21 protein-coding genes are annotated in these 20,497 nt (G+C 70.4%); 12 read left to right on the forward strand and 9 right to left on the reverse strand.

What is annotated here, in order from left to right:
- Positions 1 to 11: 11 nt before the first annotated feature.
- The 4 genes from L1066_RS19075 to L1066_RS19090 all read right to left on the reverse strand — a co-directional run bounded on the left by L1066_RS19075 (position 12) and on the right by L1066_RS19090 (position 5,512).
- Entirely contained in the window at positions 12 to 2,837 is a 2,826-nt protein-coding gene (locus L1066_RS19075) for a PKD domain-containing protein (RefSeq protein WP_235737783.1), read from the reverse strand.
- Between the two features lie 145 nt (positions 2,838 to 2,982).
- The gene (locus tag L1066_RS19080; protein WP_235737784.1) at positions 2,983 to 4,359 is read right to left on the reverse strand and encodes a hypothetical protein; all 1,377 of its coding nucleotides are present in this window, start codon (positions 4,357 to 4,359) and stop codon (positions 2,983 to 2,985) included.
- The gene (locus tag L1066_RS19085) at positions 4,287 to 5,111 is read right to left on the reverse strand and encodes a hypothetical protein (RefSeq protein ID WP_235737785.1); all 825 of its coding nucleotides are present in this window, start codon (positions 5,109 to 5,111) and stop codon (positions 4,287 to 4,289) included. The genes L1066_RS19080 and L1066_RS19085 overlap by 73 nt, the downstream gene beginning before the upstream one ends.
- Positions 5,060 to 5,512, reverse strand: coding sequence for a hypothetical protein (locus L1066_RS19090; protein ID WP_235737786.1), 453 nt, complete (start codon positions 5,510 to 5,512; stop codon positions 5,060 to 5,062). Before L1066_RS19090 ends, L1066_RS19085 begins: the two co-directional genes overlap by 52 nt.
- Between L1066_RS19090 and L1066_RS19095 the strand changes: the two genes are divergently transcribed.
- From L1066_RS19095 to L1066_RS19135, 9 genes are all read left to right on the forward strand, one after another.
- Positions 5,511 to 6,962 carry a hypothetical protein gene (locus L1066_RS19095; RefSeq protein WP_235737787.1) on the forward strand — a complete coding sequence of 484 codons (1,452 nt, stop codon included), beginning with the start codon at positions 5,511 to 5,513 and terminating at the stop codon, positions 6,960 to 6,962. The two genes, L1066_RS19090 and L1066_RS19095, sit on opposite strands and share 2 nt — an antisense overlap.
- Positions 6,931 to 7,506: a hypothetical protein gene (locus L1066_RS19100; protein WP_235737788.1), complete on the forward strand. Its 576-nt coding sequence runs from the start codon at positions 6,931 to 6,933 to the stop codon at positions 7,504 to 7,506. Before L1066_RS19095 ends, L1066_RS19100 begins: the two co-directional genes overlap by 32 nt.
- On the forward strand, positions 7,503 to 7,745 hold the full coding sequence (locus L1066_RS19105; RefSeq protein WP_235737802.1) for a hypothetical protein: 243 nt from the start codon (positions 7,503 to 7,505) through the stop codon (positions 7,743 to 7,745). The genes L1066_RS19100 and L1066_RS19105 overlap by 4 nt, the downstream gene beginning before the upstream one ends.
- Positions 7,742 to 8,065 carry a hypothetical protein gene (locus L1066_RS19110; protein ID WP_235737803.1) on the forward strand — a complete coding sequence of 108 codons (324 nt, stop codon included), beginning with the start codon at positions 7,742 to 7,744 and terminating at the stop codon, positions 8,063 to 8,065. Before L1066_RS19105 ends, L1066_RS19110 begins: the two co-directional genes overlap by 4 nt.
- On the forward strand, positions 7,966 to 8,493 hold the full coding sequence (locus tag L1066_RS19115; RefSeq protein WP_312008265.1) for a CDP-alcohol phosphatidyltransferase family protein: 528 nt from the start codon (positions 7,966 to 7,968) through the stop codon (positions 8,491 to 8,493). Before L1066_RS19110 ends, L1066_RS19115 begins: the two co-directional genes overlap by 100 nt.
- Positions 8,486 to 8,965: a glycosyltransferase family 2 protein gene (locus L1066_RS19120; protein ID WP_235737789.1), complete on the forward strand. Its 480-nt coding sequence runs from the start codon at positions 8,486 to 8,488 to the stop codon at positions 8,963 to 8,965. The genes L1066_RS19115 and L1066_RS19120 overlap by 8 nt, the downstream gene beginning before the upstream one ends.
- Before the next feature lie 128 nt (positions 8,966 to 9,093).
- Positions 9,094 to 9,381 carry a hypothetical protein gene (locus L1066_RS19125; RefSeq protein WP_235737790.1) on the forward strand — a complete coding sequence of 96 codons (288 nt, stop codon included), beginning with the start codon at positions 9,094 to 9,096 and terminating at the stop codon, positions 9,379 to 9,381.
- A 240-nt stretch (positions 9,382 to 9,621) separates the two neighbouring features.
- A complete protein-coding gene (locus tag L1066_RS19130; protein ID WP_235737791.1) occupies positions 9,622 to 10,683 on the forward strand; it encodes a carbohydrate binding domain-containing protein in 1,062 nt (353 codons plus the stop codon).
- Entirely contained in the window at positions 10,586 to 11,152 is a 567-nt protein-coding gene (locus L1066_RS19135; RefSeq protein ID WP_235737792.1) for a hypothetical protein, read from the forward strand. Before L1066_RS19130 ends, L1066_RS19135 begins: the two co-directional genes overlap by 98 nt.
- On the opposite strand, the gene L1066_RS19140 is transcribed toward L1066_RS19135, so the two are convergent.
- From L1066_RS19140 to L1066_RS19160, 5 genes are all read right to left on the reverse strand, one after another.
- Positions 11,056 to 11,382 carry a hypothetical protein gene (locus L1066_RS19140; RefSeq protein WP_235737793.1) on the reverse strand — a complete coding sequence of 109 codons (327 nt, stop codon included), beginning with the start codon at positions 11,380 to 11,382 and terminating at the stop codon, positions 11,056 to 11,058. The genes L1066_RS19135 and L1066_RS19140 overlap by 97 nt on opposite strands.
- 227 nt (positions 11,383 to 11,609) lie before the next feature.
- The gene (locus L1066_RS19145; RefSeq protein WP_235737794.1) at positions 11,610 to 13,550 is read right to left on the reverse strand and encodes a hypothetical protein; all 1,941 of its coding nucleotides are present in this window, start codon (positions 13,548 to 13,550) and stop codon (positions 11,610 to 11,612) included.
- A gap of 4 nt (positions 13,551 to 13,554) precedes the next feature.
- Positions 13,555 to 14,502: a sulfotransferase family protein gene (locus L1066_RS19150; RefSeq protein ID WP_235737795.1), complete on the reverse strand. Its 948-nt coding sequence runs from the start codon at positions 14,500 to 14,502 to the stop codon at positions 13,555 to 13,557.
- On the reverse strand, positions 14,499 to 16,049 hold the full coding sequence (locus L1066_RS19155) for an oligosaccharide flippase family protein (RefSeq protein WP_235737796.1): 1,551 nt from the start codon (positions 16,047 to 16,049) through the stop codon (positions 14,499 to 14,501). The genes L1066_RS19150 and L1066_RS19155 overlap by 4 nt, the downstream gene beginning before the upstream one ends.
- Entirely contained in the window at positions 16,046 to 17,521 is a 1,476-nt protein-coding gene (locus L1066_RS19160; RefSeq protein WP_235737797.1) for a hypothetical protein, read from the reverse strand. The genes L1066_RS19155 and L1066_RS19160 overlap by 4 nt, the downstream gene beginning before the upstream one ends.
- Before the next feature lie 506 nt (positions 17,522 to 18,027).
- Between L1066_RS19160 and L1066_RS28000 the strand changes: the two genes are divergently transcribed.
- From L1066_RS28000 to L1066_RS19175, 3 genes are all read left to right on the forward strand, one after another.
- Entirely contained in the window at positions 18,028 to 19,362 is a 1,335-nt protein-coding gene (locus tag L1066_RS28000) for a sensor histidine kinase (protein ID WP_235737798.1), read from the forward strand.
- A complete protein-coding gene (locus L1066_RS19170) occupies positions 19,350 to 20,021 on the forward strand; it encodes a LuxR C-terminal-related transcriptional regulator (protein WP_235737799.1) in 672 nt (223 codons plus the stop codon). Before L1066_RS28000 ends, L1066_RS19170 begins: the two co-directional genes overlap by 13 nt.
- 113 nt (positions 20,022 to 20,134) lie before the next feature.
- Complete coding sequence (locus L1066_RS19175) at positions 20,135 to 20,494, forward strand: glycosyltransferase family 28 protein (RefSeq protein ID WP_235737800.1); 360 nt, start codon at positions 20,135 to 20,137, stop codon at positions 20,492 to 20,494.
- Positions 20,495 to 20,497: the final 3 nt, after the last annotated feature.

Consider the following 20,497-nt stretch of genomic DNA (forward strand, 5'->3'; position numbering starts at 1 on the left):
CGCGTGCACCTTCAGCCCAGGCCCAGCACGACGCTGAACATCACGACACGACTCGTCGCCGGATCGATCACCGCGACCGCGCCGCCCTGGCTGGCCGCCTGACCGTTGCTGTCGACGGCAAGTGCATAGATGCCGCCGCCACCACTGCCGCTCGAACTCGTCCGGACGGCGCTGCCTGCGGGTGCCGTCCAGCTGCTGTCGCTCGACGACTTCGCCGCCCAGTAGGTGTGCAGCCACGTGCCGGCGGGCGCCGAGACGGTGGGTGCGGTGTGGCTGGTGGCGTTGGCCAGGGTCACCCCAATGGCGCTGTCGACGACGGCGCTCGTGCCCCCGTCACCCCGGTAGGCCGTGACGCTGAGGTCCGCCTTCGCGATGGCGGACAGATTCACGTTCACCTGGGCACCCGCGTCGGCGGCGGTCGCCTGACGAGTCCACAGCCGGCCCTGCACGTTGTTGGCCGAGTACGACTCCAGCTGGGTCCAACCAGCGGGGTCGGAGATGCTGGGACCGGTCGTGTTCGCCACCAGTTCGAGCAGCAGGGTGTCGCCCGCCTGGACGCTACCGGGGATGGTGACCCGCTGCGCGGTGGCGTTGCGGTTGTCGGAGTTGGCTCCGACGAACGAGAGCGCCGGCTCGGGCGCCTCGGTGAGCGTGACCGTCTGGCTGCTCGCACCGGTTGCCGAGTCGTCGTCGGTCACGGTCAGGGTCACCGTGCGTTGTCCGGCCCCGGCGTAGGTGTGGCTGACCACCGCTCCGTTCGCGGTCGTGCCGTCACCGAAGTTCCACTGGCGGTTGACGATCTGCCCGTCGGGGTCGGTGCTCGCCGAGGAGTCGAACGTGCACGACAGGTAGGTGCAGTCAGCAGTGAAGGACGCCTGCGGTGCCTGGTTGGGCCCAGATCCCTGGCCACTGGCGTTCTGGAAGAGGAAACGTGCGTTGCCCGCCCAGGTGATGCCGTCCACCCCGGGTCCCGAGCGGATCGTCGCGGTGCCCGCCACCGGCCGGCCGGACTGGTCGCCCTGGGCCCAGGTCATCCGACGCAGGTTGCCGTCGGGAGTGGTCCAGTAGAGCTCGCTGCCGGTCCCGAACATGCTCCGCACCTGGGCGAAGTCGATGCCGGAGACGTTGTTGGATGCCACCAGACGCTTGGCTCCCACGACGCCGCTCTCCGCGGTGAAGTAGCGGTAGAAGAGCTGATTGCTGTTGTTGAGCGTGAAGTAGACCCGACCGGAGTCGTAGAAGAGGCCTGTCATCCGGGAGAGGTCGGAACGCCAGTCCGTGAAGGTCACGACCTGTTCACTCGCATTGACAGCTTCGGCAGCCCCGAGCGTGGTGCCGTCGAAGCTCCGGCGGACGAACGTGCTGTCGGACTGGGCCAGGTAGAGCCACCCGTTGAGCATGAAGGCACCGCGCACGTTGCCCCAGTTGATGCCGCTGGTGGGCACGCTCTGCGCCGCCCCCACGGTCGAGGTGGTGATCGGCACCCGCGACAGCGCACCGCTCGTGACGGCGTAGAGGTCGTTGGGCAGCTGCGGGGTCCGCACGGCCGGGAAGCTGACGCCGTCGGGACGCATCCGCGCGATCCGGCTCTTCAGCTGCCAAGCGCCGATCCGGTCGGTGTCGGATGCGACCCACAGGCCCTGTGGGGTGTCGAGGAAGTCGAAGACCCCCACCCCCTTGGTACGGCCGGGGTTCCACGAGTACGGGAGGCCGTTGATCGGGTCGAGCGCCGCGATCCCCTCACGAGCAACGGCGCCCTGGCCGGCCCGGTCACCGGCGAACGCGTTGTTCTGCCACCGGAAGTGACCGCCCACGTAGACGACCGCATCGGTGACCTCGACGCCGTACGTCGTGTCGCCGCCGGTGTAGTTGACCCATGAGGGCTGGACGGCGGAGCCGCTCGCGTCGGTCTCGAAGCGAGCGGTCGTGTCACACGGTCCGTTGCTGCCTCCGTAGGCCCCGGTGGTGGAGACGACGAAGAACTCGCCACTGGGCGCGAAGTCGACGTCACGCATGTAGGAGTCGAAGGACTGGGAACACGCCTGCGTGTAGAAGTTGGTGACGAGGCTTGCCGGAGCAGCGGCACCACCACTGGTGTCGAGCACGGTCAGCTGGTGGTTGACGACGCCGTCGACGGTGTGGAAGTTGCCCACCGCCACCAGGCGGTCACCGTCCGGTGAGATGTCGAACTTGAGCACCTGGGTGTTGCCGTCGTTGTGGTTGCCCGCGAGCGTCATCCCCATGAACGTGGTCCGGGCGCCCGTGGTGGGGTCGAGGGTCGCTAGGGCACGCTGCGCCTTCCCTCCCACGTGGGTGAAGGCACCCCCGATCCACAGCCGCCCGTCGGCCAGGCCAGCGTCGCGGATCTGTCCCGTGACGGCTCCGGCGTCGAAGGTCGAGACGACCGAACCGTCGGAGATCCGGATCCGGGCGATGCGGTTGCGGGCCACTCCGGAGATGCTGGTGAAGTTGCCGGCGACATAGACCGTCTCGCCGTCCCCCGCGTCCACGACCTTCTGCACGACCCCGTTGGGGTTCGGGGTGAAGCCCGTGCGGATCTGTCCCGTGTCGGCGTCGAAGGCAAGCAGGTTGGAGCGGGTGAGCTCCGTCGTCGAGCCGTCGTTGCGTGCCTTCGAGAACGTGCCCCCGAGGAGCATCGTGTTGCCGACCTTCGTCACCGAGAACACCCGGCCGTCGAGGACATGTGGCGTGCCGCTGGCGGCCACTTGGCTCACCAGCTGTCCCGCCGGAGATGAATCCGCGCCAGCCGGCACGGCTGCGAGCGCTGGCACCAGGAGGGCACACAGCGCTCCTACCAACACGGGGATCTTGCGCATGACAGGGGTTTTCCTTTCACCGTCGCATTGGCCCGAGTCCCTACGTTCGACAACGTAGGAGGCCGGTGCGGTGACCGCAGCGGGTGCAGCCGAACATCCCTCATTTCGATGAGCGACCGGCGCCTCGCGGCCGGCTCGACGACCCCTATCGGCGTCCGATGACGACGGCCGAGTCGACCGTGCGGGACGCACCTCGCACCTCTGCCTTGCTCGTCTTCATCGCGCCGACCGGCACGGGACCGTTGCTGTCGACCACCTGCACCGCAGGCCCGGGACTGGCCGCGAGGCGCCGGACGGTCGAGCGCGGCGTGCTCTTCCAGCGCACCTTCGCCTTGCCGACCGAGGCAACGAACCGCACCACCCAACTGCCGTAGCGTGCGACCGGGCGCGGTGGCTTGGTGCCGCGAGCCCTTCCGGAGCTGGAGGCCTTGGCCGTCAGCGCCGCCAGGGTCGTGTCGGGCGAGCGGTAGGCGATCAGGGTCACTCGGACCTGGCCCTTGCCCGGGGTCCTGACCCGCACCTTGGGCGGTTTCTCCCCGGCGCGCAGGGTCCGGCTCCAGACCGCCACGCGCAACCCCGACTTGTTGACCCGTTGCACCTGGCGCCACCCGGAACCCTTTGCCAGCTTGGGCTTGCGCTCCCCCGCCGCGTGCACGAGCAGCAGGTCACCGGAGCGCACGCTGGCTGGAGCCTGAACCGCCACCTTGCGCCCGCTGCGCCGCTTGCTGACGGTGCTCCCCACCTGCTGCACGGTGTAGGCGGAGACCCCACTGGCGTCCGGCCAGGGGCCGGCACCGTCACCCTCCTGGAGGACGAACTGCACCGCGCCCCGGCCGGTCGGCACCTTGCTCCCCGCGACGGCGACGGACTGCGCCAGGTTGGGGCTGCTCCACCGCGGGTGGCGCACCCAGGGAGCACTGCGGGTCGTGCCGTCGGCAGTCAGCCAGTGGAGGCGGTCGCCGGCCAGATACATGCCCCGCATCGAGGCGTACGGCGCCCCGGCGCCGCCCGTGTCGACGGCCACCCGTTCGGCACCCACCACCCCGCCCGCCGGCGAGAACCCCCGTGACCACAGGCGGTTGTCGCCTGTGAGCGTGTAGTAGACCCGGCCGCGGTCGTAGACCAGTCCGGTGATCCGTCGGAGTTCGTCACGCCACTGCGCCAGGGGCACCAGGGCGTCCGACGCATTGGCCGCCTGGGCCGGGCCGAGCGTGTCACCGTCGAAGCTGCTGCGCAGCAGGACCGGGTCGGCCGCGACGTGGAAGAGCTCCCCATCGAGGGAGAAGGCAGCCCTGATCCCGTCCAGCGCTGGTCCTGGTCCGGTCTCACCGAGTGCCCCGGTCGCGGCTTCCCGGCGCAGGCCAGTCCCGATGAGGGTGCCGGGCAACGGTGCTCCCGACGACGTGGCGAGGACCCGTCCGACAGGTCGCATCCGCGCGATCCTGCCCTTCAGCTGCCAGTTGATCCGATCGGTGTCGGAGCCGACCCACAGGCCCTCGTCGGTGGCCAGCAGGTCGAACACCCCCACCCTCGGGTGCGGCCCGGGTCCCATGGCAGGGGCAGGCCGTTGAAGGGGTCGAGCGCGGCAATCCCCGACCGGGGCACCGCCCCGGGAGCCGGACGATTGGCACCGTACGGGTTGTTCAGCCACCGGAAGTGGCCTCCCACGTAGACCGCGCCCCGGGCGACGGTGACCGCGGTCATCGTGTCGCCGCCGGTCCGAGCGAGCCACGTGGGCACGGTGGCGCCGGCCTGGGTCTCGAACCGAGCTGCGGTGTCACACGGCCGGCCCGGGCCCCCGACCCCACCGGTCGTGACCGCCACGAACCAGGATCCACCGGGTTCGAACGCGACGTCGCGCAGATAGGTGGTGTTCTTGCCCGAGCAGGTGTCGGCATAGAAGTTCGTGCGGAAGGTCGCGACCTTTGCGGTGCTCGCACCGATGTCGAGCACCGCCAGTTGACGGCGCGCCGCGCCGCCCACCGTGCGGAAGTTGCCGACCAGCGCGAGCCGATCACCGGCGGCCGTGGCATCGATCGCGAGCACCTGGGTCGTGCCGCCGTGGTGCTGACCGGCGAGCGGGAGCGCCATGTGTCGCGTGGGTGCGCCCGTCGCGGGGTCGATCGTCGCCAGCGCCTTCTGGGCGCGGGAGCCCACGTGGGTGAAGGCACCGGCGATCCAGAGCCTGTTGCGGACCAGGGCCAGGTCGCGGACCTCGCCGGTCACCTTGCCGGCGTTGAAGCCCGCCACCAGCGACCCGTCGGCGACCCGCACGCGAGCGACGTTGCGCCGTGTTCCCCCGCAACCTTGTCGAAGTGGCCGGCGACGAAGACCGTGGTGCCGTCGCCGGCATCGAGCACGGAGTTCACCGGGCCGTCGGCGGACGTCGCGAAGCCCCGCACCACCCGACCCGTGACCGCATCGAAGGCCACCAGGTTGCGGCGGGTGAGCACCGTGCCCGTCGTGTTGTCACGCACCTTGGTGAACTCACCGCCGAGCACGACGGTGCCGTCGACCACGGTCACCGAGTTCACCCGCCCGTCGAGCACGTCCGGGGTGTCCTTGACGGCCACCTCCCCGTAGAGCTCGTCGATGGCCGGCTCCGGTTCAGCCGTCGCCGGACTGAGCGTGGCCAGCACCATCGTGACTGCGAGCACGACAACGCGGATCCCCATGACACACACCTCCATGCTGGCGGTCCCCCTCCAGCAGGCGCCCAACCTAGGTGCCCGATTCGTCGCGGGGCTCGGCCGACGCAGACAGATCACCCATTTTGGTGACGTCGCGTTCCTGCGGAACGCGTTGGCTGGAGCCGTGCAGCCCGGACGTGTCGCCCCAGCCCAGCCTGCGCCGGCAACGGGCCGGTCGCTGGCCGTGCTGCTGCTCGGCTATCCGCTGTGGTGGGCCCTCGGTGTGGCGGCACTGCTACCGCTGCTGGTCGCCGCCGTGCTGGTGCGCGACCTGGTGCGCCGACGCGGGCCACTCCACCTCCCGGCCGGGGCCGTGCCGTGGTTGCTCTTCCTGTGCTGCGTCGTCGCCGGAGTGTTCCTGCTCGCCAGCGACGCTCCGGGCGCTGTCGCGGGCGGCTTCGGCTCGGGCAGGCTCATGGTCTTCGGCTACCGGCTGGGTTGGTACCTGACGTGCACCGTCGTGGCGGTGTGGCTGGTCAACAGCTCCCGGGAACGACTGCCGGACCGCCGCGTGCACGGCTGGATCGCCGCACTCTGCCTGATCACCGTCTGCGGTGGCCTGGTCGGCATGATGTGGCCGGCGTTGGAGTTCACCGCGCCGATCGAGTGGGTGCTGCCCGGCGCTCTACGGTCCAATGGTTTCGTCACCACCCTCGTGCACCCGGAGGTGGCCGACGTGCAGTCGGTGCTGGGCACCGCGGAGGCACGTCCCAAGGCCCCGTTCGCCTTCACCAACACCTGGGGCAGCGTGCTCGCCCTCTCCCTGGTGTACGCCGTCGCCTGGGCCCTGATCGGAGCACGACGGCTGTGGGCACGGGTGGCGGTCACGATGCTGGTCCTGGCCGCCTTGGTGCCTGCCGTGCACTCCCTCAACCGTGGGCTGTGGGCCTGCCTCCTGTTGACGGCCGTCGGTGGCACCCTGCTGGCGGTGCTCCGGGGCCACGGACGCGCCGTACTGGTGGGCGGACTCGCCGCCGGACTGGTCGGTGCCGTGCTGCTGGGGCCTTTGCTCTCCGTGGTCGGGCAACGCTTCGAGAACCAGCACAGCAACGACCGGCGCGGCAGCCTCGCCTCGGCGACCGTCGACTCGGTGACCACCGGTTCCCCGGTGCTCGGCTTCGGCAGCACCCGCGACGTGCAGGGCAGCTTCTCCTCGATCGCTGGCGGCTCCACCCCCGACTGCCCGGCGTGCGGGGTACCCCGCTGGGCACCCAGGGACACCTGTGGCTGGTGCTCTTCTCCCAGGGCTGGCTCGGCCTGGCACTCTTCCTCAGCACCTTGGCCTGCGCCCTCGCCCGCAGCTGGCGCTGCCGCACCCCCAACGAGACCTTGGCCACCTTCGTGCTGGCCGCGTTCATCGTGCAGCTCTTCGTCTATGACACCCTCGGGCTCCCCTGATGCTGGTGGCGATCGCAGTCGGCCTGGTTGCCCGTGAGCAGCGCGAGGAGAAGCCGCTGGGAGCGGTGCGCACGGGTGGGCAGCTCGGCGAACGGGTGGTCGTGGCCGCGCCGATCACCTTGGCGCTGCTGCTGGTCGGCGGCGCCTCCGCGGCTCTGCTCTCCCACCAGTTCGCGCCGGCAGAGCACACCACCGAGGTACACGTGGCCCTCACACTCCCGCCGGACCCCTACTCCGTGCCGGCGGTCACCACGTTGGTGAACGAGAGCCAGTTGACCCGCCGGGAGCTGCGAGTCACCCTCGACACCGAGGCCGCTCTCCTGCTCTCCGACCAGACGCTGCAGCATGCCGGGACCCACCCCACGGGGATCAGCCTGACCGCGCCGCCCCACACGCAGATCCTGCTGGTCACCGTGCAGGCTCCGGGTGCCGAGGAGTCGCGAGAACAGGCACTCTCCGTGGTGCACGCCTACCTCGAGGCGCGTCAGGCCTACGTCGCCGAACGCCGTACCGACCTGCTCACCCGGTTGCGTGAGGACCTGCGCGAGGTACTCCCCGCGACCAGGCCAGTCAGGTCTTGATCAGCCGACTCACCACCGCCGACGCCCGTCTCCGTGCCGCCCCCGACGAGGTGGGTCGCGTGGTCGAGGTCGAGGAACCGCGGCCGGTGCCGAGTCGCCTGGCGATCAACGCCGCCAGTGGCGGCGCCCTCGGCATGCTCGCGGGCCTCGGCCTCAGCGCGGCCAGGCGTCGCCTGCCCGAAGACAAGCACCGACACCGCCGGGCACCTGCCGGCGGCACCCGGAGGAGTTCACGATGACCACGAAGCACGTGCCGTCTCCCACGGCGGAGAAGCCGCCGGAGCCCAGGACCATCTGGGGCCGGTTGACGGTGGACCCGCTCGCGGTGCCGCTGAGCCGGCAGCTCGTGAAGCTCGACTGGGTCACCGCCAACCGGATCACCGGCCTGGCCTTCGTGTTGGCACTGGGGCAGCCGCCTGCTTCGCCACGGGCCAGCTGCGCTGGGGCGGGGCGCTCTTCCTGGCCCGCTTCTTCTGCGACTGTCTGGACGGCATGGTCGCCCGATCCCGGGGCACCTCCTCCGCACGCGGGGCGGCATTCGACATCTCCGTCGACGTGATCGGCACCCACCTCGCCGCCGCCGCGCTCGTCGGACGGCTGGCCGCCGACGGCGACCTCCCCGTGGCCGCCGCCGTGCTGCTGCTCGCCGTCCTCGGCATCCACAACTGGTCACTGGCCCACCGCAAGGGTCTGGCGGGTCGGGCCGGCCTCGGCGGCGGAGGCTTCGACCACCGCTGGCGCCACCGACCGCGCGGGCTGCGGACCTGGCTGCGGTTCACGGAGCGGATGAACATGGTCGCCTTCCCGTGGGCGCTCGAGGTCGAGATCGTCGTGCTGGGCCTAGGCCCAACGCTGCTGCCTCGCGACCTCCTGCACTGGACCGTGTGGTTCGGCTGCCTCGGCTGGGCGGTGGTGGCTGTGGTCTCGCTGATCCGGATCCGTGGCATCGCTACCGAGATCGACACCTCGAGGAGGAACCATGCCTGAACCCGTCGACGTCGTCGTCACGACCCGCAACCGTCCCGAGCTGCTCCGCGAGGCCCTGGCCGCGATCCGTGCCCAGGACCATGCCGGAGTGGTCACCACCCACGTGGTCTTCGACGGCTGCGCCGCAGACCACTCGGTGGCCGACAGCGATCCGATGCGCCCGGTGCGGGTCCTGACCAACCTGCGCACGCCGGGGCTCGCGGGCGGGCGCAACACAGGCATCGAAGCCGGCTCCGCGCCCTACGTCGCCTTCTGCGACGACGACGACCTCTGGCGCCCCGACAAGCTCAGCCGGCAGGTCCCGGAACTGGTCCGCGGCCACGACACCGTGGTCAGTGGCATCACCGTGGTCTACGCGGACCACGAGGTGGTGCGGATTCCCCGATCCGAGGACCTCGAGCTCGCCACGCTCGTACGTCGCCGGGTGATGGAGGCGCACCCTCCACCGTCGTCGTACGACGCAGCGCACTGAGCGACATCGGCCTGGTCGACGAGGAGATCCCCGGCAGCTACGGGGAGGACTTCGACTGGATCATCCGCGCCGCACAGCACGGCCCCCTGGGGGTCGTCGCCGCGCCCCTGGTGAGGGTGCGTTGGGGCATGTCCCAGTTCTCCCAGGACTGGGACCTCATCGTGCGCGCCATCGACTACGGGTTGGACAAGCACCAGGTCTTCCGGGAGGACCCCGCCGCACACGCCCGGTTGCTGGGACGGCGGGCCTTCGCCCTCGCGGCACTTCACCGCCGCGGGGCCCTCCGCTCCGCCGGCCACGCGATGCGCACTCGCCCGGCGGAGCCCCGGAGCTATCTCGCGGCAGCGGTGGCACTGCGCCTCGTCTCCGCCGAGCGGTTGATGCACCTGGCCCACCGCCGGGGCCACGGCATCTGACGCCGCTCTCCGGCCGGCGGACCTTGGGGGCAAGCACAGTTCCGGCCCGGTGTCTTGGCCGGGACCCACAAATACCCAATATTTCAGGGTGAGGATGCTGTGAGCACTCTCACAGCATCCCCCATTTTGAGTACCATGCGGTGATGTCTCGCCGGAAGATCCGTAGCCTCGCTTCCGCTGGGGAGCAAACGGCGTGGCCCATCGATTCGGTCACGCCCCAACCGAGGTTGTGATTCTTTCGTGGCACCGCGACATGCTCTTCTGTCCCCTGCCCTGGTCGGAGCGGTCCTCGCACCGGCCCTCCTGTTCTCCTTCACGTCGGCCACCCCGCTGGCGGCGGCAGCACCCGTGACGAACGTCGCCAACGGCGGCTTCGAACGGGGCACGACGCACTGGTCGGCCCCCGGCTCGAAGGTCAAGCTCTCGAGCACCACCAGCAGCTGGAGCGGCAAGCGTGCGCTGAAGGCGACGGCCACCAAGCGCACCCCACTGCGGATCCGCAGCGAGCGTCCCGTGCGCCCCGGGACCGCCGACAAGCTCCGCTGGAGCATCCGCGTGAAGCCCAGCACGGCTCGCAAGGTGACCCTGGTGGTCGTCGAGCGCACGGCGTCCGGTGCGAAGAAGAAGCACCGCACGAGCACGTGGGCGCCGGCCCGGACCTGGACCAAGGTGAACGTCACCACGAAGCAACGCGGCACCTCGTCCACCTTCCGTCAGGTGCTGCGCACCAAGGGGCTGAAGCGCGGTCACGCCGTGGCCGTCGACGCTGCCAAGGTCAAGCAGGTAAGGAGCAACGGCAACCAGAGCACCCAGGACAAGCGCACCGGCACCCTCAGCAACGGCTGCAGCCACAGCAGCCGCGGCCTGCCCGAGTGCGGCGGCTACTTGGGCATGGCCTACGGGTCCAACTCCGACCCGGCCACACTCGAGTCCGAGATGGACGCCCAGATGGGCATCCGCCGCACCTACTACCGCGCCGACCAGGTCGCAGGAGCGGTACGCACCGCCAAGGCCGACCTGGCCAAGGGCCGGCTGCCCTGGGTCAGCTTCAAGTTCCCCCACAACTGGGACCAGATGAATGCGGGCAAGGGTGACGCCTGGGCCAGAGTCGTTGGCCAAGCAGTTCGCCGCGCTCGACGGCCCGGTCTGGCTGGCCTTCCACCACGAGCCGGAGAACGATGGCAACATCCAGACTTGGCGCAAGGTGCAGGAGCGGCTCGCGACGATCGTCCGCAACCAGGGCGACAACATCGCCTACACCGTGGTGCTCACCGGGTGGCACGAGTTCTACGGGACCGATGAGTTCTCGCTCGCCAAGATCTGGCCGCGTGGGGTGAAGGTCGACGTCGCCGGCTTCGACGTCTACAACTCCCACGGCGTCGTGAAGGACGGCAAGGAGCTGAAGGCGACCGACATGGACGGCGCCTACTTCGCCAAGATCCAGAAGTGGGCCAAGCAGGAAGGCGTCGCCTGGGGACTGGCCGAGACCGGTTTCTCCGACAAGGCCTTCGCCGAGGACCCCAACTGGATCAAGCGCACCCACAAGCAGCTCGTGGACCGCGACGGCGTGGCGTTCGCCTACTTCAACACCACCCTCAACAGCATCTCGACCTGGCGCCTCGGCGAGGGCGCGAAGTGGGACAGCTTCCGCACCGCGGCCAAGAACACCCGCGGCTACCGCGTTCGTGACCAGTCGCGCCAGGCGGAGAGGAACACGTCGGCCCGAGGCGCGATGAACTCACCGCCCTCTCCTTCGGCGAGGACCAGATAACGGGCGGCCATGGCTGCCAGGTAGAGCCCCGACGCGATCTCCGCGTCGGGGCTCTTGCCGACCACGGCGCGCCACACCGGCGCCGCGCGCCCCAAGGAACGGCGTACCGCGTCAGGAGTGGAGGCATCAGCGGTGTTGACCACGTGGTGCAGCGCATCGAGCCCGGCCGGCACCTCGGTCTCGAACCTCTCCCAGTCCCACAGGCTCAGTTGCCCCTGCGAGCGCGCCATGTTCCACGGCGTCCAGTCACCGTGCCAGGCCGAGAGCGGACCGGCCGGTCTCCGCCGGCCCGGACCAGCGTGGCCAGGCAGTCCAGCGCCGCCCCGCGACGGGCGGGGTCGGTCACCCCAGCAGACGCCCCCGCACCCGCTCCGTCCACGCCGTGTCGCCGAGCCTCTCGGCCGGCCGCCGAGACCTCCGTGAAGACCTTCATCTCCCGCACGGGGGTCGACTCCGATCACGTCGGCGGTGCCAGCGGTCCTGGGGCAGCTCCGGTCGCGAGCAGCAGCGGCATGCCGCGCCAGGTGCCGTGCCAGATCACCTCCGGCACCCGGATGCCGTGGTCGGGCAGCACGGCCACCTCGGCCAACGCCCGTGCCTCGGCGCGTACGTCGCCCCACACCACGGGCGACAGGCCCAGCTTCACGAAACCCCGGGTGGCCCCACGAGCCCCGAAGACCTCGATGACGGGCTTGCGATTGACCCGTGCGGTGCCGGTGGAGACGGCCAGCTGCACCTCTTCACCCAGGAGCGAGCCGAGGAACTCGGCCAGGGACCCCTCCCCGGATCCGGTCACCCGGATCCGGTCGCGAGCGACCGACCCGAGGCCGAGCCGCAGGGCGCCGGAGAGGCCGAGCCGCAGTGCTGCCGCCTTCGGCCCCGCCGCAGCACTGGTGTGGCCCACCACACGAGCCGCCACCGAGCGGACACTGGGGACGGCCGTCTGCCGCCCGCCCGGCAACACCCAGAAGTGGCGGTCGCCCGGCGCGGCCTGCCCCGCTCCCCGAGTCACCTGCGCGTGCGGCCACAGCACGGCCATCGCGTCGATCAGCGAGGTGTCCTCCGCCGGCACCGCGCTCACGTCATGACTCCCGGACACAGGCGAAGAGATGCCTTCCGTAGTTGCCCGAGAACGGCGGTCGGTCGTCACGATCGGGCCCCAGGTCGACGATGCGGTCGAAGCTGGTGTGCTGACGCAGGAATCGCTGGACGAAGGTGGTGTCCCACTCGGGGAGCGAGTCGCGGAACCACTTCTCGTGCGACTGCCCGGTGTCGATGAAGAGGACGCGCTCGGTGGCTCGGTCGAGGGCCTGCACCAGACCGACCGCGTCCGTCGTACCCCGGCCGAGTGCGAAGTGGTGCAGCAGGCTGAAGCAGGAGACCACGCCCCACGACCGGCCGGCGTGCTCGAGGAAGGCGATCGCCTCTCCGGTCGTGATCCGTTCCGGCGAGATGCCGTGGACCATGGCGGCCAGTTCCGGGGCGAGCGGGTCGCGTTCGACGCCCTCTGCGTCGAAGCCGAACTCCCCATGCGAGCCACGAACCAGCCGTAACAGCTGGCGACGTCCAGATAGCTGTCACCACCCAGCTCACCGCGTTGGCCGAGGAACGCCACCATCGCCTCCAGGCGGTCCCAGCAGGTCCGCACCGTCGGCCACTGCACGAGCTCGGGCGCGTCGATGGGCTGATAGAGCATCGGGTCGCCACCGATCCACGACATCTCGCGGAGCAGCTCCTGCAGCGGGGTGTCGACGCTCCACCGGTTGACCCGCACCAGCAGCTCCGTCTGGCCCCGGACCGCGGCCGCAGCGACCCGGTGGTGACCGTCGATCACCTGGAAGCACGTCGAGTCCCGGACGGGCGCGACCTCGACGGGACGACCGGGCGGGGTGTGGTGGCGACCGAGCGGGCCGCCGACATCCTCCAGCAGGTCCTGGCGCGAGCGTTCCATGAACGCCCGGGCCACCCGGACGATCCCGGCGCTGTCGGTGGCGGTGAACCAGGTGCCGTCCAGCTGGATGCACGTGCGCGCCAGGTCCGCATAGGCGGTGCCGAGGATCTCCACGTCGGTGAGGGCTCGCTGCTCGGCCAGCCGCAGCAGCTCGGCGTGCGGGCCGTCCACCACCCGTCGCGACGGCCACAGCGGATCGCCGGAACGCAGTGCGAACTCCGCCGGAGTCAACTTGTTCTGCCCGCCCAGGAGGAGTTGGTCCGGTGACACCGTCCGCAGTCCCTGCTGCCAGGTCAGCCGGGTCCGCAGACCGTCGCGCACCCCGCGCGGCATCGGCGTACGTTGCGCCACCCGGTAGGTGCGCTGCGCCAGCCGGTGACCGGCCTCGCGCGCGGCGCGGTTGAGCTGCTTGCCCTTGGGGTGGTGGGCCCAGGTGATCAGTGCCATGGGTTCAGCCTTCCTCGTGCCAGATGGGTGCGTGTCCGAGCCAGATGGAGAGTTCGTCGTCGTCCTCGGCGAACTCGGCGCGCAATCGCTTCCGCAGCCCAGGCTCGAGCCCGGCGCCGGGACGCGCGTTCCACGCCTCGACCTCACCGCAGTCCCAGGGATCCAGTCCCAACGACTCCTGGAGTCGCCGGAACTCCTTCTGCGGTTCGGCGAAGAAACGGTCGGCCTCGACCAGGTGCACCCGCTCGGGGCCCAGCACCTCGCGCAGCCGTCGCACCTGATGCGCGTAGTGACTGCGTCCCAGGTAGGCGTGGTGGCGATGACTGAAGCTGGTCGAGCCGGGGACGGCGACCAGACGTTCACCCTCGCCGGCGAGGCGTTCGGGCTCGCGCCGGACCGCCTCCTCGAAGTCGACGTCGTCGAAGCCCCGGGCGCGCTCGTGCCGGTGGGCCGAGTGCGCGCGCTCGACGGGGTCGCGCACCATCACGACCACCTGCACGCCGGGGAGGCAACGGGCGATCCGCTCCGCCGCCAACGGGTGGAAAAGGTAGTAGCCGCTGCACTCGAAGCTGCGCGGAGGGCCACTGGTGAGCGACCGCGCAGACCAGCGCAGCGGGAAGTGGCCGGCGTACCAGCGCATCCCCCGGTGGAAGTCGTCGTCGAAGAATCCCGTCCCCTTCACCAGCGTCGGGCGCACCAGCTGCGGGTGCTCCTCGAGGAGTCGGAACAGGGTCGTGGTGCCGGCACGCTGGGCGCCGACGACGATGATGTCGGGTAGCAGCCGCCAACGGGCCGTCGCCATGCCCCAGGCCAGTCCCATCCTGCGGGCCGTACGACGCAGCCCAGGTGGCAGCGCGTCCCTCACTCCGCGACTCCAGCGACGTGTCCTCTTCCCGTGGCCGACCGGAACGCTGCCTCGCTCCGTCACCTCGGCTGCCGTGTGTCCGGTCATCTCCATGCCTCTCGATCCCTCACTCCCAGTGCGGCCCATGCCTGGTCCAGGGCCAGGCCTTCACGCGCCCGATGGAGCGCCACCAGGTAGCCGGCGGCGCAGACCGCCAGTGCGAACACCAGCCAGAGACCGTCGATCCCCAGCACGGTGAAGAGCCAGCAGGGAACGCCGATCCCGATCACCGTCACGGACGCGGCGAGCACCGTCGTGCGGGAGACCGGATGGACGTGCAGGGAACGGCTCACCTGCCAGAAGGCCAGGCCGCACCTGACCATGACTGCGGCCGCCCAGGCGACGGCTGCACCGACGATCCCCCACACCGGCAGCAGGGCCAGGCAGAGCACGACGTCGACGACGAGCGCCGTCACGGCGTTCCCGGCACTGGCCAGGCTTCGTCCCGACATGAGCAGGACCGTGTCCACCGGCCCGGAGGCCACTGCCACGAGCATGGCGGCGGCCATCACCAGAACCACGAGGCGGGCCCCGTCGGAACCGGCAGCGTCACCGAAGATGCCCAGATAATGGGTCGAGAGCGCCATCACGCCCAGATACAGGGGCCAGGCGAGGACCATGTTCCACGCCGTCGACACCTGATAGACCTCGCGCAGCGTACGACGGTCGCCGGCAACCAGGATCTGGGTCAGCCGCGGCTGAAGCACCTGCTGCACGGCCTGAGTGGTCATCTGTCCGAGGGGAACGAAGCGGGTGGCGACGGTGTAGGCGGCGGCACCCGTCGGCGAGACGATCGCCGCGACCAACAAGATGTCGGCCCGCTGCATGCCGATCTGGGCGAGCCGGGCCAGCCCGCGCAGCCAGGTGAAGCTCCAGAACTCCCGCCACAACGCTCGGCTCCCCCAACCGGCCGTGCGGAGGCCGTCGTGGCCACGCCGGTGAAGCGTGCGCTTCAGCACCGCGACCCCGGCGATCGCGGCGAGCACGTGGGAGAGCGCCCAGGCCGCCGTGACACCGACCAGGCCCGCGTCGGCCACGACCGCGACCAGTACCAGCACCGGCTGTGACCCGGCCCTGAGCAGCCGATCGACCAGCGCGGTGCTGCGGATCTCGGTCAGGGCCCGGGCAGTGGCCAGGCACCCGTCGGCGAGCACCGCTGCGGGCAGGGCGACCAGGGCGATCCGCAACGCCAGCACGGCGTCGGTGTCCCAGCCGAGAGTGGCGCCGATCCGCCCCGCGGTCACCACTCCGGCCACCGCGACCAACGATGCGATGCCGACGCTGGCCGACAGGGCGCCCCGCACCGTGGCCAGGAGATCGGCGCTGTCCGCGGCGGCCTCGTGGCGCAGCAGGAAGCGGGCCAACCCGGTGTCGGTGCCGACCGCAGCAAGTCCTTGGAACAGCACGAACGCAGCGGTGATGGCGAAGAACGTGCCGGCGCCGTGCAGGGGCAGCCCGCGGGCCACCACGACGACCAGCAAGAAGCCCGCCGCACCGGCAACGACCGAACCCGCCAGGCCCAGCACTCCTCCGCGGGCGATCCCCGCCAGGTGCTGCTCGGTGTGCTCCGACCTGGCGCGCGTCGTGTGACTCATCGGGCGACCACCTCCGCCCGCGGCGCCCGGCGACGTACGTCGTGGACCACTCCGACCGCAGCGGGTCCGGCGGCGGCAGCCTCCAACGCGAGGTCCAGATCGCGAGCCCTGGTGCTCCTGCCGACGGCCCGCACCAACACGTGGTCGGCGTGGGCCAGCAGGAGCTCGCCGGGGGCTCCGGGCAACGTGGCTGCCGAGATCACGATGATCTCCGCCCGCTCGCGGAGGTCGGCCAGGAGATTGCCGAGCGCCGGCGAGGCAAGCAGGTCACCCCAGGGTTCGCGGAGCGGCTCGGTGGTGGGAGTGAGCGTGGCGAGGCACTCGCGTTCGGTGTGGAGCACCTCGTCGATGTCGGCCTTGCCGAGCAGGACCTCCTCGAGGCCGGGCGCCACCCGCACGTCCGCATCGGGGTCGGCCTCCTGAGGCGCGACCGGGGCGAGGCGCACGTGCACCGTCGTGAGGTGGGCGCGGGCGAACGCGGTGGCGAGGTCGTCGGCGAAGGCCGCCGCGAGCGGAGCGGCCTGGCCCGTCCCAGACGGTTCGGCGAGCAGCAAGGTCAACGGACGATCGGGGTGGGCCAGGAGCAGCCGGGCACGCACGCCGTCCGGTGCGTCTGCGTGGCCGAGCACGTCGTGCCCAGCGGTGGTCAGGTCCAGGGCCGAGCCGACCGTACGCCCTCGGCGGAGCACCAAGGTGCCGAGGACGACTGCGACGCCCAGGACTCCGCCGACCGCGGCGCCGAGGAACGGGCGCCCCAGGAGTCCGGGCGCCGCCACCTGCGCCGGCGTCACCACCTGGCCGGGGTCCTCGCTGACGTAGCCCAGTGCCGCCAGCTCCGACTGGAGCTGCGAGACCTGGACTGCAGCCGCTGACACCTGCTGGTCGACCAGGATCCGCTCCGCCGAGTCCGGTTCCAGGCGTCGCTGCTGCCGGGTCAGCCCCGCCAACTCCCCGCGCGCCGTCCGCACCTCCTCACGCAGGTGGGCCCGCCGGTCGAACACAGCTGCCTTGGTGCGGGTCGCCCGGTAGTCGAGGAACTCTGCGGCGAAGCTGTCGGCAACAACCACTGCCCTGGCCTCGTCCTCGTCCTCGACGGTGATGCGGAGCAACTGGGTGTTGGGCGGGACCTCCACGGAGACACTGCTCTGGAGGCTCGTGATCTCGCCACCGGTCTCCGCTGCCACGACCCTGCTCACGGCGTCGGAGGTGACCAGGCGAGCCTCGGTCTCGAGGCTGAGCACCCCCTCGCGGGCATCGGGGTTGAACGGGTTCCCCTCGAGTGGGGTCAACAACACCACCGCCGTCGCGGAGTGGGTGCGCTGGGCCCGCTCCGAGACCGTCCAGCCGAAGGCGGCACCGAGGACGCCCAGCAGCAGGGCGAGGAGCAGTGCGGTGACCGCTCCGGTGCGCTGGCTGGCTCGCATCGCCACCTCCCAGCTCCCCTCGTGCTCGTGACAGGGCCCGTCCCCCATGTCGGGACGCCATCGTGGACGGCCCAGGGCCCCGGATGGGTCGTCGGAGCGGAACTAACCCCGAATTTGGGGACGCACCCGCGCTCGCGCAGGAGGATGGTGGGAGACGAGCAGGGCACACGAGCGGCTCACCGGTCGGTCGCCCCGGTGTCAATCGGCCACACATCCCCAGCGTGGTCGATGCGGGATGCCGGCTGGCCGGTGAGTCCGTTTCCCGGCACCCGGGCGACGGCACGCTCCCCAATCTTGGGTAACGTCCCCAAGCTTGGTGACTTGGGACACATCGGGACGTATGGTGTCCTCGTGGCAGACACCTATCCGCCACGAGGAGCGGCGCCAACCGGCATCACTGGTTCGGTGCAGGACACTGATCATTCGGGGGTCACTCCTGTCATCGTCGGCACCCGGGGGGAATCGACGGTCGGCTCGCTCAGCGTGAGCGATTCACTCAGACACTGGTCATTGCAGCCGTTGCTGCGACCACGGGCCTGATCGCGCTCAGTTTCGTGATCGGGCCCGAGGCCATGACCTCGCTCTCGGCGACTGCCCAACTGTGCTTCACCGTCTCCATGATCGGTGGAGCACTGCTGTTGCTGGTGCCGTGGCGTTACCGTGACGAGGACTGCTCTGCCTGGGTGGCCTTCGGGCTGATGACTGTCGGTGTCTACCTGCTGCCGCAGAGCTACCTGCCGACCGACGCCCCTCGCTGGGACAGCAGGATCTCCCCCGTCGACTTCCTGGTCATGCTGGTGCTGGTCCTGGCCGTCCGCGCCGCGTGGCGCGGACGCGCGCCGATCGCCTGGTGCCACCCGCTGTTCCTCGGACTCGGAGCGGGGCTTGCCCTGAGTGGCCTGCGCCTGCTCGTCGGCTGGTCCCTCGTCACGCCTGACCCGCCCTGGGTCGTGGTGCTGGTCAGCGTCTGCTTCGTGCTCACGGTGCTGGTGTGCGGAGTCTTCGTGATCAACCTCTCCTGGCTGCCCACCCCCTACGCCTGGCACCTGATGATCGGTGTCGCCCTGGGGATCGGCTACCACCACTTCCTGGCGGTCAGCAGTTATCCGGTCACCCTGCCTGCGACCGCCGGCGCCGTCATCAGCACGATCGCGACGTTCCAGATCCTGGCCAGTTGCCTGGCCCTGACCCATGATGCCCATCAGGAGCAGCTGCTCCGGTTGACCGAGCTGGCGGAACGCGCGCAGCGGGCCGAGGACGTCGTCGAGCACGATGCCGAGCTCCTCCATGAAGCACGCGCCACGATCGCTGGCCTCAGCACGGCCTCCCACCTGCTCGCCACCGAGGCCCACCGGCTGGAGCGGGTGCAGGTGACCGCCCTCCAGTCGATGGTGGACTCCGAGATGATCCGGCTCCAGGCCATCCTCGGCGCCCATCACGCGAGCGCCGACACGGAGGCCTGGGTGGCCCTCGACGAGGTCCTCGATCCCCTCGTGATCTCACTGCGCACCCAGGGGTGCGACGTGGACATCCGCCCGTCCGGACTGACCGTCTGGTCCGACCGGGAGATCCTGACCACCGCCGTCCACGTCTTGCTGTGCAACTCCAAACGTCACGCCCCGGGGGCCCGCATCAAGATCTGGTCCACCCGCTTGGCCACCAGCGTGGTGCTGCACGTCGCCGACGACGGTCCTGGGCTCCCCGAAGGGTTGACCGAGCACCTCTTCAACCGTGGCGCCCACGGCACCGATTCGACGGGGCAGGGCCTCGGTCTCCACGCCGCACGCAAGGGCCTGCGCGCCCACGGCGCCGACCTGCGCCTCATCCCCAGTCCCCGCGGAGCTCGCTTCGCGGTCATCCTTCCCCTGGCGGCCGAATGCAGCGCGTGAAAGTAGCCGTGGTCGAGGACCACACCCTCTTCGCCGAATCCCTGGTGCTCGCGCTGGGACTCGAGGGGTACGACGTCAGGCGGGTGTCACTCGGCGAGCCGGGCCGCGACATCAGCACCCTGCTTCCCTCGATCCTGCGTTCCACGCCGCGCGTGGTACTGCTCGACCTCGACCTCGGACGCCACGGCAACGGGGCCCGGCTGGTGGAACCGCTGACTCGGTCCGGCACGTCAGTGCTCGTCGTCACCGGGAACACCGACCGAGCCCGGTGGGGTGAGGTGCTGGCGCACGGCGCCAAGAACGTGCTGCCCAAGAGCGCGCCCCTCAACGACATCGCCGCCAACATCCGCAAGGTCAGCCAGGGGCTGCCGGTGATCGACGGCGAGGAGCGCGCCGACCTGCTGCGTTTCTGGCAGGCCGGGCAGGCCGCGGTGCGTGATGCCCGCGCCAAGCTCGAGCGACTGACCCGGCGCGAGTCCGAGGTGCTGGGTCACTTCCTCGAAGGACGCCAGGTGAAGGAGATCGCGCAGCTGAGCGTCGTCTCCGAGGCGACGGTGCGCACCCAGGTGAAGTCGATCCTGTCCAAACTCGAGGTCTCCTCACAGATCGCAGCGGTGGGTCTGGCACGTCGAGCGCACTGGGCCCCGCCGCAGGCCTGAGCCGATCCGGTTCCGGGCCAGTAGATCGCCTATTTCGGGCATGCCCCGCGGCCCCCGCGTTCCTAGGGTTGGGGCGTGGGTTCCGGTCTCGGAACCCACGCCAAATCGTTTCTGTGGGGACAGGGAATGCGCGTTCTGCTTGTCGGATCATCGGGGGCCACCTGGCCCAGTTGCTGTGCCTGCGCCCGTGGTGGGGCGAGCACGAACGGCACTGGGTGACCTTCGAGACCGAGGACGCGGTGACCAAGCTGGCCGACGAGGAGGTCACCTGGGCCCACCACCCGACCACCCGCAACCTCCCCAACCTGGCGCGCAACACCGGACTCGCGCGCAAGCTGCTCAAGGCCTACCGCCCCGACGTGGTGGTCTCCACCGGGGCCGGTGTCGCCGTACCGTTCTTCTGGTTGGCCAAGGCCCACGGCATCACGTCGGTCTACCTCGATGAAAACATGCAAAAACGCAAGCGTTTTTAAAAT

The organism is Nocardioides alcanivorans (assembly GCF_021555175.1).
In the GTDB taxonomy this organism is placed as follows: domain Bacteria; phylum Actinomycetota; class Actinomycetes; order Propionibacteriales; family Nocardioidaceae; genus Nocardioides; species Nocardioides alcanivorans.